At 60.4% G+C, this 15,196-nt stretch carries 11 protein-coding genes; 3 read left to right on the forward strand and 8 right to left on the reverse strand.

Going from position 1 to position 15,196, the window contains the following annotated elements:
* Positions 1-2: 2 nt before the first annotated feature.
* Positions 3-1,427 (forward strand): DUF1501 domain-containing protein, encoded by a 1,425-nt coding sequence (locus tag ACZ5WW_RS08035; protein ID WP_377165382.1) that lies wholly within the window; start codon positions 3-5, stop codon positions 1,425-1,427.
* Between the two features lie 28 nt (positions 1,428-1,455).
* Complete coding sequence (gene modA, locus ACZ5WW_RS08040; RefSeq protein WP_377165381.1) at positions 1,456-2,982, forward strand: molybdate ABC transporter substrate-binding protein; 1,527 nt, start codon at positions 1,456-1,458, stop codon at positions 2,980-2,982.
* 211 nt (positions 2,983-3,193) lie between these two features.
* On the opposite strand, the gene ACZ5WW_RS08045 is transcribed toward modA, so the two are convergent.
* From ACZ5WW_RS08045 to ACZ5WW_RS08080, 8 genes are all read right to left on the reverse strand, one after another.
* A complete protein-coding gene (locus ACZ5WW_RS08045; protein WP_377165379.1) occupies positions 3,194-4,333 on the reverse strand; it encodes a ribonuclease D in 1,140 nt (379 codons plus the stop codon).
* Positions 4,330-5,784 carry a transcription termination factor Rho gene (gene rho / locus ACZ5WW_RS08050; RefSeq protein ID WP_377165377.1) on the reverse strand — a complete coding sequence of 485 codons (1,455 nt, stop codon included), beginning with the start codon at positions 5,782-5,784 and terminating at the stop codon, positions 4,330-4,332. The genes ACZ5WW_RS08045 and rho overlap by 4 nt, the downstream gene beginning before the upstream one ends.
* Positions 5,781-6,383, reverse strand: a complete 603-nt coding sequence (gene coaE, locus ACZ5WW_RS08055) for a dephospho-CoA kinase (protein WP_377165375.1) — start codon at positions 6,381-6,383, stop codon at positions 5,781-5,783. The genes rho and coaE overlap by 4 nt, the downstream gene beginning before the upstream one ends.
* 117 nt (positions 6,384-6,500) lie before the next feature.
* Positions 6,501-9,161, reverse strand: a complete 2,661-nt coding sequence (locus tag ACZ5WW_RS08060) for an Amuc_1098 family type IV pilus outer membrane protein (protein WP_377165373.1) — start codon at positions 9,159-9,161, stop codon at positions 6,501-6,503.
* Positions 9,162-9,263: 102 nt separating this feature from the next.
* Positions 9,264-10,256 carry an Amuc_1099 family pilus-like system protein gene (locus tag ACZ5WW_RS08065; protein ID WP_377165372.1) on the reverse strand — a complete coding sequence of 331 codons (993 nt, stop codon included), beginning with the start codon at positions 10,254-10,256 and terminating at the stop codon, positions 9,264-9,266.
* A gap of 38 nt (positions 10,257-10,294) precedes the next feature.
* Positions 10,295-11,275, reverse strand: a complete 981-nt coding sequence (locus ACZ5WW_RS08070) for an Amuc_1100 family pilus-like protein (protein ID WP_377165371.1) — start codon at positions 11,273-11,275, stop codon at positions 10,295-10,297.
* Positions 11,276-11,281: 6 nt separating this feature from the next.
* Positions 11,282-13,051 carry an Amuc_1101 family PilM-like pilus complex protein gene (gene mul2B / locus ACZ5WW_RS08075; protein ID WP_377165369.1) on the reverse strand — a complete coding sequence of 590 codons (1,770 nt, stop codon included), beginning with the start codon at positions 13,049-13,051 and terminating at the stop codon, positions 11,282-11,284.
* A gap of 54 nt (positions 13,052-13,105) precedes the next feature.
* Positions 13,106-13,738, reverse strand: coding sequence for an Amuc_1102 family pilus-like protein (locus tag ACZ5WW_RS08080; RefSeq protein ID WP_377165367.1), 633 nt, complete (start codon positions 13,736-13,738; stop codon positions 13,106-13,108).
* A 305-nt stretch (positions 13,739-14,043) separates the two neighbouring features.
* On the opposite strand from ACZ5WW_RS08080, the gene ACZ5WW_RS08085 reads away from it, so the two are divergent.
* Positions 14,044-15,180, forward strand: a complete 1,137-nt coding sequence (locus ACZ5WW_RS08085; RefSeq protein WP_377165365.1) for a substrate-binding domain-containing protein — start codon at positions 14,044-14,046, stop codon at positions 15,178-15,180.
* The last annotated feature ends 16 nt before the right edge of the window (positions 15,181-15,196 follow it).

Consider the following 15,196-nt stretch of genomic DNA (forward strand, 5'->3'; position numbering starts at 1 on the left):
CCATGAACCCTCACTTCTTCCCCTGTGCAGGATCACGCGCACTGCATGCCCCCACACGCCGAGAGTTTGTGTATGGCCTCGGTGCCTCGCTCGGCAGCGTGGCGCTCACCTCTCTGCTCGCATCCGAATCACAAGGCCCTCTCGCCCCCAAGGCCCAGCAGGTCCCCGCCAAGGCCAAGCGCTGCATCTTCCTCATGATGGAGGGCGGCCCCTCCCACATCGACACCTTCGATCCCAAGCCCGCTCTCGAAAAACTCCACCTCAAGGAATTCGTCCGCGAGGGAAAGCAGAAGTCCGCCATGGAAAGCGGCAAGCGCTACTACGTAAAGTCTCCCTTCAAGTTCGCCCAGCACGGTCACAGCGGCGCATGGATGAGCGAGCCCTGGAAACACCTCTCCACCGTCGCCGATGACCTCTGCTTCTTCCGTGGCTGCCAGGTGGATTCCGTCAACCACCCCACCGCCATGTATCAAATGAACTGCGGCAACCGCTTCGGCGGCGATCCCGCCATCGGCTCCTGGGTCACTTACGGCCTCGGCTCCGTGAATCAGGACCTCCCCGGTTTCGTCGTGCTTCCAGAAATCAGCTACCCGCAGGGCGGCAGCGCCAATTGGAGCAATGGCTACCTCCCCGCCCAGTTTCAAGGCACCCCGCTCCGCCCGAAAGGCTCCCCGATTCTCGATCTCCAGCCCCCACCCGGCATCTCCGCCGCTCACCAGCGCGCCAATCTCGACCTCCTCGCCCAGCTCAATACCAAGCACGCCGAGGCCCATCCCTGGCACGACGAGCTGCAGGCCCGCATGCACAATTACGAGCTCGCCTTCCGCATGCAGACCCAGGTTCCGGAGACGCTCGACCTCAGCAAAGAGGACGAAAAGACCAAGGCCATGTACGGCATTGGCAGCGACGCCACGGATGCCTTTGGCCGCAAGTGCCTGCTCGCCCGCAAGCTCGTGGAAAAAGGCGTGCGCTTTGTCCAGCTCTACGCCGGCACCTGGGACAGCCACGACTACATCGAGCGCGCCCACGGCAATCTCATCCATCAGGTGGACCAGCCCATCGCCGCCCTCATCAAGGACCTCAAGCAGCGCGGCCTGCTCGACGACACCCTCATCGTCTGGTGCGGCGAATTCGGCCGCACCCCGGACAACGGCGTGCGCGGCGGCACCGCCTATGGCCGCGACCACAATCCCAAGGCCATGACCATCTGGCTCGCCGGTGGCGGCTGCAAAGCTGGCCACACCATCGGCAGCACCGACGACCGCGGCATGGAGGCCGTGGAGGAGGTGCACCATGTGCGCAATCTCCACATCACCCTCCTCCGCCTCCTCGGCCTGGACGACAACAAGCTCACCTTCTACCACGCCGGACGCTTCAAGCAGCTCAGCCAGTTCGGCGGCCAGGTCATCGAGAAATTGATCGCATAGCTTTCCTCTTCTGACACGTTGCAGCATCATGCTGAAGAAACTGATCGCCGTTATCTGCCTGGGTGCTGCCGCAGGTGCTGCCTGGGTCGCGCTGAAATCCGCCAAGACGAGTTCCGCCCCCATCACCGTCTTCTGCGCCGCAGGCATGAAAAAGCCGGTCGAAGAAATCGCCGCTGCGTATCAAAAGGAAACCGGCATCGAGGTGCGCCTGCAGTTCGGCGGAACGGGCACGCTCCTCAGCCAGCTCAAAATCGCCAAGCAGGGCGACATCTTCATCGCCGCCGATGACGGCGCGCTGGCCGATGCAAAAAAACTCGGCGTCACCCGTGAGGAGTTCATTCTGGTCAAGCAGCAGCCCGTCGTCGCCGTGGCCAAAGGGAATCCGAAGCACATCGAAAGCATCGCCGCACTGAAGACTCCCGAAATCAAAGTCGCCCTCGCCAATCCCGAAGCCGCCAGCATCGGCCGTGTGGTGAAAAAGCTCCTCGGTCCGGACTGGGATGCCCTCGCCGCCAAAGCCGCCGTGATGAAACCCACCGTCACCGAAATCGCCGCCGACCTCTCCCTCGGTGCTGTCGATGCCGCCATCGTGTGGGACTCCGTCGTGCCGCAGTTCAAAGGGCTGGAGGCCGTCATGCTGCCGGAGCTTTCCAAGCACACCGAATCCGGCACCGCCGCCGTGCTCTCCTTCAGCCAGCATCCGGCGGAGGCGCTGCGCTTTGCCCGCTACCTCACCGCTCCTGAGAAAGGCGCGGCCGTGTTTCAAAAGCAGGGCTTCAAGGCCGTACCCGGAGACAAATGGGCCATGCGTCCCGACCTCATCCTCTACAGCGGCGGCGTGAACCGCCCCGCCATCGAAAAACTCCTCCATGAATTCGCCTCTCACGAGGGCATCACCATGACCACCGTCTTCAATGGCTGCGGCATCCTCTGCGCCGCCATGAAGACCATGGGAGACAGCACCAATCCCAAGTACCCGGACGTCTATTATGCCTGCGATGTCTGCTTCGTCCCGCCCGTGGCCGAGCAGTTCCCCGAGGCCATCCTGCTTACCGAGGCCGAAATCGTCATCGCTGTGCCCAAGGGCAACCCCAAAGGCATCCACACCCTCGCAGACCTCGCCCGCCCAGGCCTCCGCGTTGGCCTGTGCAATGCGGAGCAGTCCACCATCGGCTACCTCACCCGCTCCATTCTCAAGTCCATGAACCTCCTGGAAAGCGTCAGCAAAAACGCCTCATCCCAGGTCCCCACCGCCGACTTCCTCGTCAATCAGATGCGCACCGGCTCTCTCGATGCCGCCGTGGTGTACGGCATCAACATCAACAACGACAAGGACCACTTCGAAGCCATCCCCCTCCCTGCGGACAAATCCAAGGCTGTGCAGCCTTTCGCCGTCCGCAAAGACTCCCCCAACTACCAGATCGGCCAGCGACTGCTCGCCTTTCTGCGCGAAAAACGCACCAGCTTTGAAAGCGCTGGCTTCGCCTGGAAAGGCGACACCGCCCCCGTCAAAAGCGCGGACATCGTCCTGCCCACCTGGATGCAGCAGAAGTAACGCTGCACTTTCAACACAAAGAGAGCACCTCAGAACACGCACAGATGAAACGGGCCTCAGGTCTCATGTGCGGACACCCGCATTGCTGGCCATCTGCCAGCCCTCTGGGGGAGTGGGATCGTCCCGATCCCACACGCTCCCACGTCGCCCGGCATCACCGCTGATCCGCAAACCCTCTGCAGATGCGGAAATAGGCCACCGAATCCTCTACCTATGCCTGCTCCGTCGCACTCAGCACCTGCTCCAGGCCCTGCGCCATCAGGTCATGCTGCCAGCTCATCAGATGGCTGGCAGGATCTCCGTCGATGACGAGTTCCTCAATCGTGGCACGCGATCCCAGCAGCGAGGCCTCGATCTCCAGCCCCTGCGCCACCTTTTCACGGTAGGCACACAGCTTGTCGATCTGCTCTCTCTGCGCGTCGCTCAGGCGTCCCTTCGTCTTCTTGGCACGCTGCGGCCAGTCGGCAGGCGCGGAGGCCATGATCGCCACAACGATGTCAAAAAACTCCTTCTTCCAGCGCGGGCGCCAGCCGTTCGGCGGATTCAGCGACTGCCCGGCCTCAAACTGCTCGGCATAGGCCACCATCTGCTTGTTGGACATGATCTTGAAGCAGGGCGTGTCACGCTCACGGGCGATGCCCTCGCGCCATTCCCACATCGCCTTCAGGACCGCCAGGCCTTTGGGGTGCAGCCTGCCGCAGCCCTGCACACGCCAGGGGTCTTCACGCGAGACCTTGTCTCTCGCAGCCACATCTTCCTGCAGCGAGCGGCAGCTTTCGTGAAACCACTCCTCGCGGCCCTTTTCCTTCAGCTCCGCCACAAACTTGTCCGCGATCGGCAGCAGGTAGCGCACGTCATCCACCGCATACGAGAGCATGTTTGGCGGCAGCGGGCGGCGGCTCCAGTCCGCTTTTTGGGAGGCTTTGCACAGCTCCAGTCCAAAGGCGTTTTTCACCAGCGCTGCTAGGCCAAACTGCCTCGCCCCGAGCAGGCGCGCTGCGATCTGCGTATCCCGGATCACCCGCGGGCTCCAGTCATAGGTCCGGCGCAGCATCGTCAGGTCGTAGTCCGCTCCGTGAAACCACAGCTCATGGGCATCCAGCAGCTCCAGCAGGGGTGAAACATCAGAAATCGCCAGCGGGTCCACCAGCGCGTACTTGCCCGCGCAGTTCACCTGCAGCAGGCACAGCTTCTCATGGTAGTGGTGCAGGCTGTCCGCCTCCGTGTCGAGGCAGCAGCGCTTGTCAGGGCTTTCAGCCAGCCAGGCCCGCATCTGGCCGATCCACTGCTCAAGATGGGCTGGCGTGTCGATGAACTCGTAGTCCTTCGTTGTTGGTCCTTCCTCGTTCATTTCAGGCCCATGAGAAGGATTTCCGCATTGTTGCTGGTGCGGTTGATGTTGCGGATGAGCATCTCAAGAGCTTCAACGGCAGGGACAGCGGCTAGCTGCTTGCGCACCTGGGTGATGCGCCGGAATTCGTCAGGATGGTAGAGCAGGTCGTCACGCCGTGTGCCAGACTTCAGCAGATGCAGCGCAGGGTAGATCCGCCGTTCGGAGATCTCCCGGTCCAGCGTGGCCTCCATGTTGCCCGTCCCCTTGAATTCCTCAAAGATCACTTCGTCCATGCGGCTCTCGGTCTCGATCAGCGCCGTGGCTATGATCGTCAGGCTGCCGCCTTCCTCCACATTGCGTGCGGACCCGAAAAATTTCTTGGGCTTTTGCAGCGCCTTCGTTCCCACGCCCCCTGCCATGTAGGCCCCGCCTTTGCCGCCCTGCGTGGAGTTGTAGCCACGCGCCAGACGCGTGATGCTGTCCAGCAGGATCACCACATCCTTCTTCAGTTCCACCAGACGGCAGGCGCGCTCACGCACGATCTCCGCCACCTGGCTGTGCCGCTTCGGACTCTCGTCAAACGTCGAGCTGTAGATCTCGCAGCCCTGCACCGTCTCCTCAAAGTCGGTCACTTCCTCAGGCCGCTCGTCCAGCAGCAGCACGATCAGGGTCACCTCCTTGTGGTTCTGCGCTATGGATTTGGCGATGTCCTTCAGGATCACCGTCTTCCCCGAACGCGGCGGCGCGCAGATCAGCCCGCGCTGCCCTTTGCCCAGCGGCGCCACGATGTCCAGGATGCGTGAGCTGACCGCACAGGGCTTCGCGGTTTCAAGAATGATGCGCTTGTTGGGAAAGGTCGCCGTAAGCTTGTCAAACTCCACCGGCGTCTCCCATTTTTCGATCGCGATGCCTTCGACTTCCGTGATCCGGTCGATCGCCAGGTACTTGTCCCGGTCCTTCGGTGCCTTCGCAATCCCTGTAATTCTCTGGCTCGGACGCAGGTTGAATTTCCTCACCAGAAACAGCGGCACAAACACATCTTCCGGCAGCGGGGTGAAGCTGTATTTCGGGTATCGGATCAGGCCGTAGTTGTCCGAGCCAATTTCCAGCACGCCCTCCACCTTAAGGCGCGTTTTGTGCTCCGCCAGCCAGGAGCACAGGTCATAGATGAGCTGGTGCTTCGTGCGGCTCGCATTCAGGCGGAAGCCCACCTTCTCTGCTAGCTCCAGCAGCTCTGAAAGCGGCGCATTCTGCAGTTCGTTGATGGAGACCTCCTCTGGGAAAGGCGGCTGCGCTCCTTCTGGCTTCTGCGGCTCTGCAGGTTCGGCGGCAGCCTGGGCGGCTGGGGCACATTCCGCCTGCGGCTCGGCGCTCACCGGGGAGGTATTGGCTGCAGGGATGGTTTCCGGCACGGGTGGAGCGGCGGTAGCCGCAACCGTGGCGGGGGATTCGGTAGATAGGTCGTTCATGCTTGCAAGAGTGGACTTGCCAGCGTCAGCACCTGGGCTTCAAGAGAAGTCAGAGAACCATCATTCCAAATGACGGCATCTGCTCTTTCAACCTTGGCTTCGATGGGCCATTGGGCCTCCAGAAACTTCTGAACGGTCTGTTCGTCGAGTCCCCGGGTTTCCATCATCCGCCTGACTTGCACCGACCGGCTGGAAGCCACCACGATGACAAAGTCTGCTGAAACTGTGCCTCCAATCTCATAGTGGAGGGGGATTTCCGCAAGGAAAAGATTCACCCCCTCCTTCTCGGCCGCTTTTCGGGCCAACTCCAGCGCAGCGAGAACGGGGGGGTGCAGCACACCCTCCAGCCTGCTGCGCAGCCCTTCATCTGGCAGGACCACATCACGCAGCCACTGTCGGTTCACCTCCCCGGGCTTCACCAGCACCTGCGTGCCAAACGCGGCCACGAGCTTCTGCATCGTCGCCTCCTCCTTCATGACCTCTGCCACAGCCAGGTCGGCGGAAAAGAACCGGCTCGGCTCCGGTAGCTGCTGCAGCAGCAATCTGGCCAGTGAGCTTTTGCCACATCCTGCCCCGCCAGTGATCACCCAAGATTTCATCTCTCTAAATGGCCGCTCTGCCTCCGCTGCGCAACGGCCAGTGGTTAAAAACACATCAGGCAGGATGCTTGACGCAATCCTGCCTGATGTCGGTTTGGAGTTGTTATGTGGTAACGCTTAGTTTCCTGGGGCCACGGTCGGAAGGAGTGTTCCGACGGAGCCTGGGCCGGCAGCAGTGTCAGCAGCGGCAGCCTGGGTTGCGTTGGCTGGCTTGATACGCTGGCCCGAAGGGTCGATCAGGTTAGCCGTCACAAAGATCATCAGGTTACGCTTGTAGTGCTGCTCAGACTCGCTCTTGAACAGGCGGCCCACGAAGGGAAGGTCGCCAAGGATCGGCACTTTGTCCTGCACGTCCTGCACGTCTTCGCGGATCAGGCCGCCGAGAGCCACCGTCTGGCCATCCCAGATCGAGACACCCGTTGTCACCTTGCGCACAGAGAACACTGGCTGGTTGATGATGTTAGGCGTGATCAGACGCTCTGGCTGTTGCAGGGGCACATAACCAATCGTTCCGGTCGAAAGCTGAATCGGCAGAACCGACTGGCTCGAAGGCGACATGATCGGAGAACCGTAGTTGATGAAGCCATCGAACTCCACCACTTCAGGAGCCAGCGTCAGCTCGATCGTGTTGCCATCTGCACCCACGGTAGGCTCAGCCTCAAGACGGACACCGGTCTGGCGCATTTCGAACGCCGTCGGAGTCGTGGGAGTTGCGATCTGCTGACCACCACCACCGCCACCACCAACGTTCAGACCGCCACCACCCTGGGGAAGACGGGGAGGATCGAATTCGGTCGGATAGATAAATTCGCGAGTCACTTCCATCGTGGCACGTGTACCGCTCTTGGTGGTCACGCTCGGGGCGCTCATCAGGTCCACACCCTTCTTCTGGCTCAGGCCGCGAAGGACGGTCTGGAAGGCTGGATCGGAGAAGATGCCTGCCGTGGAGAAGATCCCAGGCGCCACGCTGGTCGTGGCAGTCGTTGAGCCTGTGGTCAGAAGGTTGTCGATGCTGCTGTTGCTGATGGCAAAGCCACCGCTGCGATTTCCGGCAGTGACCGGCCCACCACCGTAGGGGAAGGGAGAGGTACCGTTAGGATTGGCTCCGCTGACGCTGTTTCCAGGAACGGCACCCAGAGGGATCGAGCCCGCAAAGGCTGCAGCCACCGGGATGTTGGGGAACACCTGCTCCGTGCCGACGTAGTAGCCAGGAATGACAAGGTTCGAAGCCTGGAAAGGATAGTTGGCTGCGTTGTATGCGTTGCCATTGCCGGTGCTGCCACCGCCCATGACAAGGTTGCCGATGCCCACTCCGCCGAGAAGCCAGTCAAAGCCAAGCTCTTCGGTGTTCTTCTGGGTGACTTCCACAAACTTGGAGGTGATGACCACCATCTTCGGAGCCAGCTTGGTGATGGATTCCACGTAGGCTTCCACCAGATCAAGGTTCGGCTGGGTGTTTCTGACGACCAGCTGTGAGTTGGCCGGATTGTAGCTAGCAGAGGCACCTTCAGGGAAAAGAATGCCGGAGGCTTCAAGGATCTGACGTGCAGTCTTGCGGGCGATCAGATTGCTTGCGCCAGGAGCAGCTGCTCCACCGTTGTTTGCAAACGGGTCGGCATTGGCAGCAGGAGCTGGGCCGGCACCTGGGTCACCACCGCCGGTGCTCAGGAAATCTGGCGGCACACGGTAGCTGCGGGTGTATTGCTCACTGGCATTTTCAGAAAGCGGCACCACCAGCACGGCGTGGGCTTCCACCTTGTATTTCATCTGCGCCAGCTCGGTCACATAGCGAAGAGCTTCGGACATCGGCACATCCTTCAGGTCAAGGCTGATGGAGGCGTTGCTCGGAGCGTCACCGGTGCGGAGAATGATGTTGACGCCCTTGACGCCGCTTTTGTCCTGGGTAGTGTCCAGGTCACGGCTCTTGATGCGCAGGTATTCGATGGCTTCCTGAATGGTGGCACCTTCAAACTGCACCGTTGGGAAAATGATCGTGTTCATTTTCTCCGTCAGGTAGGCGCCAGGGCTGCGGCCCACGCCATACTCAAAGCTCACTGCCTGCCCCTGCACCGGCACCTTGTCTTCCCATGTCTCGGTCACCTGGGCCAGCATTTTGGCACGCTGATGATCATAGGCAGACTTGAAATAGGCCTCACGCTTGCGCTCGGCATTTTCCATCCCGCGGCGGGCGGCTGTGTTGTAGGGGTCTGTCCGCAGGACGTCCTGATACTGCGCAATGGCAGCGTCATAGTTGCCGAGCTCAACAGAGCTGTTGCCCAGCAGAAGGCCCGACTGCACTTTGCCCACATTGGTCACGTGCTCAGCCGTGAGTCCTGGCGGCCAGCGGTCAGGATCTTCCAGCTGCTTGGAGAAAACCAGCGCGCCTTTGTGCCCTGGCACGTAGCTCGTCGCGCCTTCCAGCAGCTGACGGGCTTCCTTGTAATTGCCTGCCTTGGCGCGCTCCTGCGCCACCGTGACACTGCAGTCGGCATACTTGAGCTTGGCCAGATCCAGCCAGTCACTGGTCAGAGGTGCGTTCGGCAGCGAATCAATGGCGTTTTTGTAGGCACTGAGCGCACCTTCGTAGTCCCCTTCGCTGAACAGCTTGTCGCCACGGTCCATGGCTGTGCGGGCATCTTCAATGCGGGCATAGCGACGCGCGATTTCGCGGTTGGCCATTCCAGAGACGGTACTTGGGCTCTGGGCCATGACCGCTGGCGATGCCGCGGTCAAGGCGAGAAGGGAAAGGTTGAACACCAGACGAGAGTGATGGGTCATAGGGCAAACTGACAATATTTAGTGGTAAAGAGAGATTACTAACAGATTACGGCGAGCTTTGGCGAGTTAATTTTTTCCGCGCGGGAGAAAATTACGCCTCGTTCACCCCTGCTTGATTTCGATGGTTTCTTTGGTGGGTTTGCCATCAGCTCCCAGTGGGGAAATGACAGCCTTGTTTTCTTCCAGTTTGAGAATGTAATAGCTCTTGCCAAGGCCGGGAAGCTGGAATGTCCCGCCCTCCTTCAGCCCAGGGATCACCCGGCGCTTTTTCCAGCGGAATTCGAACTCGGCCTCATACTCCGCCAGGTTCACATCCGTGCCCTCCTCCAGCGTAAACTCCTTCTTCGTGGACATGTCGTACATCTTCAGAGCAAAGGCGTCCTTCGGGCCGAACTTGGTGGTGATGGTTTTCTTCTCGGCGGAGAGGATCTTGAAACGCAGGGTGCCCTTGTCGAAGCCAAACTCTTCGTTCAGCGGCTTGAATACGCTGCTCACAGTGGGGGCCAGGCGCTTGATCTGGAAGGTGCCGTCGCTGCCGCCCTTCAGTTGCAGGATGTAGTCGTGGCTGATCCGCTTGATCAGGAAAAGCTTGTTCGTATGCGGCGGCAGGGAGCTCGCATCACGTGGATCGGTCTTCCCGTTGAATTCCTCCAGATTGGAAAACCCGTCGCTGTCAGCATCCAGGTCGCCCACATTGGGGGAGAAAATGTTCGGCAGCGGCGCCTCAGGCGGGCTCTTGCTCGGGTCGCCGGTGAGGAAGATGTTCGTCATCGGCTCACGCAGCTTCGGCTCCGGCAGCAGGAGATCGAACAGCTTGCTGTCCTTCATCACCAGCATCACGGATTTGTTCAAAGGCACCGCCTTGCCATTCCGCAGCGGCGAGACCCAGGAATACTTCTTCTTCATGGTCTCGGTGGCATCCACCACCTTCTGGCTGGCGGGTGCGTTCAGGTCGTTCTTGGAGAATCCCTGCGGAAGGATCAGGCTCTCCTCGAGCCCTTGCGATTGGAGGATCAAAAACACGGCCACCCCGATGGCGAGGAGGGAGGAAATGATCAAAATGGTTTTTTCGTAATTGCCCTGTCGGTTCTGCATGGTGGTGCTTTAAGGCTGCGGATTTTTATAAAGTGAGATCAACGTCCGGTAGGGGCCTGGGCCGCAATCCCTGCGGCAGCGTCCAAAAATTTGACCAGATCAATTTCAAGCCTGACCTTCAGAAGCTCATTGCCAAAGACGGAGATGGCATCCGGAAAGGCGGGCTCAGGCGGCTTGATCTCATCCGTTGGGGCTTCTTCCGCCGCAGGAGTGCTTCCCTGCACCTTGGTCTCCTGCGTCGGCAGCCTGACCTCGGAAGTCAGCGGACCATCCTGCATCTGGTTCTCCACGCGCAGCACACGCAGGCTCGTGAAATACGGCATGTCACTTGGGCTGGTCAGGCGGCTGACGAGCAGCTGCAGCGGCCCCTGGTCCAGAGTCAGCACCGCCGAGATCTGGCGTTTTTCCAAAATCTCAGCAGAAGCCTGCCCCCTCATCGCCGCATTGTTGTTCCCCTGCGCATTCGCCGCAGTCGCAGCTTCCACCGGCAGCTTGGAGCGCTCCAGCAGGTCCACACCCTTCACCCCGCAGTCCAGGAAAAGCTTCATCAGCTTCTCCATCGCATCGAGATAGCCGGAAAGCTCCGTGGCAGCAGCGGCAGATTTGGGCAGCGTGCTCGTGTAGTCTTCAAAGCCAAACGCAAACTCAGCCGGCAGCTGCACCTTCGACTCACCCGCCAGCTTGCGGATTTCGGAGATCTTCGCCTTGAGCTTGTCCTGGAATTCAATGTCATTGATCGGAGCAACCTTTGGCTGAAGGATCAGTACCGTCTTGCCCAGGGTGTCCACCAGCTTCGCGTACTCATCCACCGCCGCCTGTTTCGCAGCGAGGTTTTCGTTCGTGGGCGCCAGCCGCGCGCCTTTCAGGCCGGCCACCTGGTTCCCCAGGCCGAGATAGCCCTCCTTGGTTTCATCATACACGCTCCACGCATCGTACAGCAGGTAGCCAAGAGCCAGCGAGCCGACGGCGATCACGCCAAGAATGGCGGCCAATGGTTTGTTTTCACGTATCCAGTCCATGAGTCTTTATTGAAATTTCAGAGGATTGCGCAGAGGCATTTTGATTTCGAAGTGGTAGGCGTAGCGTTCTTCATCCACGCCGCTGTCCACCTTCACATAGTTGTCACGCTTGGTCTCAAAGTCCGGCGTGTTAAAGGCATCCAGCTTGGCCAGCTTGGAGGCAAAGTCATACACCACCTTCTGCTCTCCCTTGTCGTTTTTGCGGTACAGGCCGCGCATGCGCAGCATGTACACTGGCTCGGCAGGCACACCGTTGCGGTTGTTCGCAGTGGTGCTGGAGGTGGAGGACGAAGACCCGCCACCGTTTTCATCACCACCCCACAGCGGCTTTGTGATCGGCTTGCCATCCTTCAGCACTTCGATCACCGGCAGCCAGATCAGGTCATTGTCAAACTGCTGGTTCAGATCATTCAGCAGATGCGCCCACCAGGAGCGGTCTGTCACAGCCTGTTCCAGCTGCGCACTGCGCAGGCGCAGTTCCTCCTGTCTCGCATCCAGGCGCTGAATGTCATTCGCCAGCCTGCTCAGCTGCGCGCTTTCCGCCTGCAGGGTCGCCGCACGGGTTTCCACCACCGCCCTGGCGCTGTTAAACCAGACAATCGAGGCTCCCAGAGCCCCCAGCAGGCAGACACCCGCCAGAATCAGTGCAGGCGCACGCCGTGCTGCATCACGTGCCGAGGCCAGCGCCGAAGGAACCAGCTCGATTTCACACGGGCAGGCGCCCATGCCTCTCAAGGCCAGCCCCACCAGCTCTCCGAGCGCTGGCGCGTCCATCTGGGCGGCCTCCGCGCTCACTCCACGGTCGGTCTGCACACCGCGCAGACCGTTGTAGATCTCCACCGGCAGCTTCAGTTTCTCAGCGAAAAACTCCGCAATGTAGCCCGCCGCAGATCCGCCACCCGCCAGAAACACCCGCTTCGGCGCGCTGCCTCCCTGCTGGCTGCGGTAAAAGGTGATCGTGCGCATGATCTCGGCATGCAGCCTCGTCATCGAGTTGCGCATCACCTTGGACATCGCGTTCACTCCCTCGTCCGGGTGGTCCTCCACAGCTCCGCCCAGGGCCACAAAGCCCTGCGTGCGCTTCTGCTGCTCAGCCTCGGCAAACGAAATCCCAAACTCCTTCGCAATCGCGTTGGTCACGGCGGCACCGCCCACCAGCAGGTTGCGTGTGAAAAAGCGGTCCCCCTCCACAAACACCAGATTGGTAGAGCGTGCACCCATGTCCACGATCAGGGCTGGCTCGTCCACATCGGGGTAGCTGTAGCGAAACGCATTGTAGAGCGCCAGCGGCCCCACATCCATGCCCGCCACCTTCACACCGCTGGCAGACACCTCCTCATGCATCTCGTTCAGCGGCTCGCACTTCATCGCCGCCAGCACCACTTCGATCTCGCCCAGATCAGACTTGGAAACCACTTCGTAGTCCCAGGAGACCTCGTCCAGCTGCCACGGCACATTCTGCCGCGCTTCAAATTCCACAATCTGCGACAGCTTGTCCCCCTGCACAGGCGGCAGCTTCACAAATCGGCTGAAAACCGGATGCCCCGGCACAGAGCACCAGGTCTTTTGCCCTTTGATCCTCGCCTTGGACACAAGCTCCTGCAGCGCCGTTTTCAGCTGCGGCTGCCGGCTCACATCCACCGAAGGATCTCCGTCCAGTTCAACGATCTCATACCGCTTCAGGATGAGATCCCCTCCCGGCGTTTTGCCGAAAAATGCTCCGCTGACGCGCTGGGAGCCAAGACTGATGACTGCAATGCTGTTTGGGTCTGCCATGCTGGATAAGGTAAAAAATCGCTGAACAACTAGGGTCTGACGGGACGGCTGCGCTTACTTGGCTTTGACCTGCACATCGTAGTCGCCAAAGACATTCGCAAAAGGCGTCTGCAGCTTGTTCAGCAGCATCCCCTGCAGCATGGCAAAGGTTTCCTTGTTCTCCCACCAGGGCTTGTTCCCGATGCTCGACTTCGCCGCCACCACCTTGCCTTCCGCCACAAACTCAATGCCCCAGCCCTGCACATCGGAGGCCGCCGTCACAAAGTCCTTCTGAAAGATGGACTTGAGCGTGGAGGGGGAGATGTAGGCCAGCGCATGGCAGGGCTCGTCCGCCGGGATGTCCACCAGATCCAGAGTTCCCGTGATCACCTCACGCTTGCCTTCCTTCGTCGTGTGGTTCAGCGCCACATAAATGTTCAGCTGCATCGAGGCATACGTGCCCTTTCTGCCACCCGCCTCTTCCGGAAGCTTGATGTCAAATTCCACATCCAGCTCGATCCAGTTCTTCGGATTCCAGCGCTTCATCTTGATGTTGCTCACCTCGAGCATCGGCGTCTGCTGTTCCGCCACCTCCACCCCTTTGATTTTCACTTTCACCCCGGGCAGTTTGTCACCCGCCGCCGGCGCTTGCGCCTGAACGGCATTGGCAAGGAGAAGAGATGCGAAAATCAAGCTGAGGGATTTCATTTTGTCGGGGTGGTTGTTCCTGTATTTTTAAAGTTTTATCAGCAAAACACCCTGCGCATCAAGCAGGGATTCGCAGAAAGTCGCGAAAATCAGTCACCACATGGTGGTTTCCGTCCTCAAACAACACCTCCGGCTACAGACTGCTGCATTCTTCAGTGGATGGCTCATTTCGGTAGGGGGCGCGGACGGCGAGGGCGGAGTCTGTGACAATCCCGTCAGAGTGCAAGCAAAAGACAGGCAGGGATTTCGTGGACATCTAAGGCTTGTGCATCTCCGATTTCGACGCCTACAATGACTTCCGCACCATGACGTTCCCCAGCCCACGCTCCGCCGCACTTTCCTTTGGCATGCTGCTCTCTCTCGCTGCATGCGACCCCTCCGATGCTCCGGATGTGGAAAAAGCCATCAGCGATCTGGAAAAGCAGAAGCTGCAAAATTCCGCACCGCCAAAAAGCTCCCCCCAGCCGACCACACCCGCCAGCACTCCCCCGGCCATCCTGTCCGCCACCGGACTCAGTGCCAAAGATGAGCGCGCCGAAATCATCCTCCTCCTGCCAGACACCCGCATCGCCATGCAGGCCTTCCAGAGCAACGGCCTCGCCATGCTTGTCGGCAGAAAGGCGGGCTACAAGCTCACCACCAGCGACGCCGCTGGCAGCAGCACTCAGCAGATCGAGCAGCTCCGCCAGGCCATCGCCGCCAAACCCGCCGCCATCATCCTCAGCCCCATCGATCCCCCCGCCCTCGCCGCCCTGATCGTCGAGGCCCAGACCCACGGCATCACCGTCATCGGCCTCGACAAGCGCATGCTCAATGAAGGCTGCGCCAGCGTCGTCTTCACCGACCAGCGCCGCGTCGGACGCATGGCCGCAGACACCGTGGTCGAGGCCCTCAAGCGCAAGGCAGCAGAGGAAAACCGCGCCGAAATCACCGGCCGCGTCGTCCAGCTCCGCGGCTCCGCAGACAGCTACACCTCCAGTGAGCTCGCCGAAGGCTTCAGCGAAGGCCTCCGCACCCAGCCCGGCATCATCCTCGTCCATGACGCCCCCGCAGACTGGAGCACCGACACAGCCGCCAAATGCACCTCCGAAGCCTTCAGCCTTCAGAAAAATTTCGACGCTATTTACGCCCAGAGCGACGCCATGGCCGTCGGTGCCGCCAAAGCCGCCGAAGCCGCCGGTCAGCGCGACAGCATCTTCATCGTCGGCACAGACGGCCTTTCTGGCCAGAAGCGCGGCCTCGACCTCGTACGCCTCGGAGAGCTCGACGCCTCCGTCGTTCAGCCCGCCCTCGTGGACCTCGCCCTCCACATCATCACCAAAATGCGCACAGACAAAACCTTCAAACCCCAGCCCTCCTACGAAATCCAGCCCGTCGTGATCATGCCAAAAAATGTCGAGCAGATGTTCCGCACCGGCACCTACAAGCTCCCCCCTTTGTAACCGCCCTCCACCCCCT

Source organism: Prosthecobacter fluviatilis (assembly GCF_055388355.1).

Bases quoted from the DNA above. Each gene is read 5' to 3' on its own strand.
- ACZ5WW_RS08035 (WP_377165382.1), top strand. From the start codon at position 3: ATGAACCCTCACTTCTTCCCCTGTGCAGGATCACGCGCACTGCATGCC.
- modA (WP_377165381.1), top strand. From the start codon at position 1,456: ATGCTGAAGAAACTGATCGCCGTTATCTGCCTGGGTGCTGCCGCAGGT.
- ACZ5WW_RS08045 (WP_377165379.1), bottom strand. From the start codon at position 4,333: ATGAACGAGGAAGGACCAACAACGAAGGACTACGAGTTCATCGACACG.
- rho (WP_377165377.1), bottom strand. From the start codon at position 5,784: ATGAACGACCTATCTACCGAATCCCCCGCCACGGTTGCGGCTACCGCC.
- coaE (WP_377165375.1), bottom strand. From the start codon at position 6,383: ATGAAATCTTGGGTGATCACTGGCGGGGCAGGATGTGGCAAAAGCTCA.
- ACZ5WW_RS08060 (WP_377165373.1), bottom strand. From the start codon at position 9,161: ATGACCCATCACTCTCGTCTGGTGTTCAACCTTTCCCTTCTCGCCTTG.
- ACZ5WW_RS08065 (WP_377165372.1), bottom strand. From the start codon at position 10,256: ATGCAGAACCGACAGGGCAATTACGAAAAAACCATTTTGATCATTTCC.
- ACZ5WW_RS08070 (WP_377165371.1), bottom strand. From the start codon at position 11,275: ATGGACTGGATACGTGAAAACAAACCATTGGCCGCCATTCTTGGCGTG.
- mul2B (WP_377165369.1), bottom strand. From the start codon at position 13,051: ATGGCAGACCCAAACAGCATTGCAGTCATCAGTCTTGGCTCCCAGCGC.
- ACZ5WW_RS08080 (WP_377165367.1), bottom strand. From the start codon at position 13,738: ATGAAATCCCTCAGCTTGATTTTCGCATCTCTTCTCCTTGCCAATGCC.
- ACZ5WW_RS08085 (WP_377165365.1), top strand. From the start codon at position 14,044: ATGACGTTCCCCAGCCCACGCTCCGCCGCACTTTCCTTTGGCATGCTG.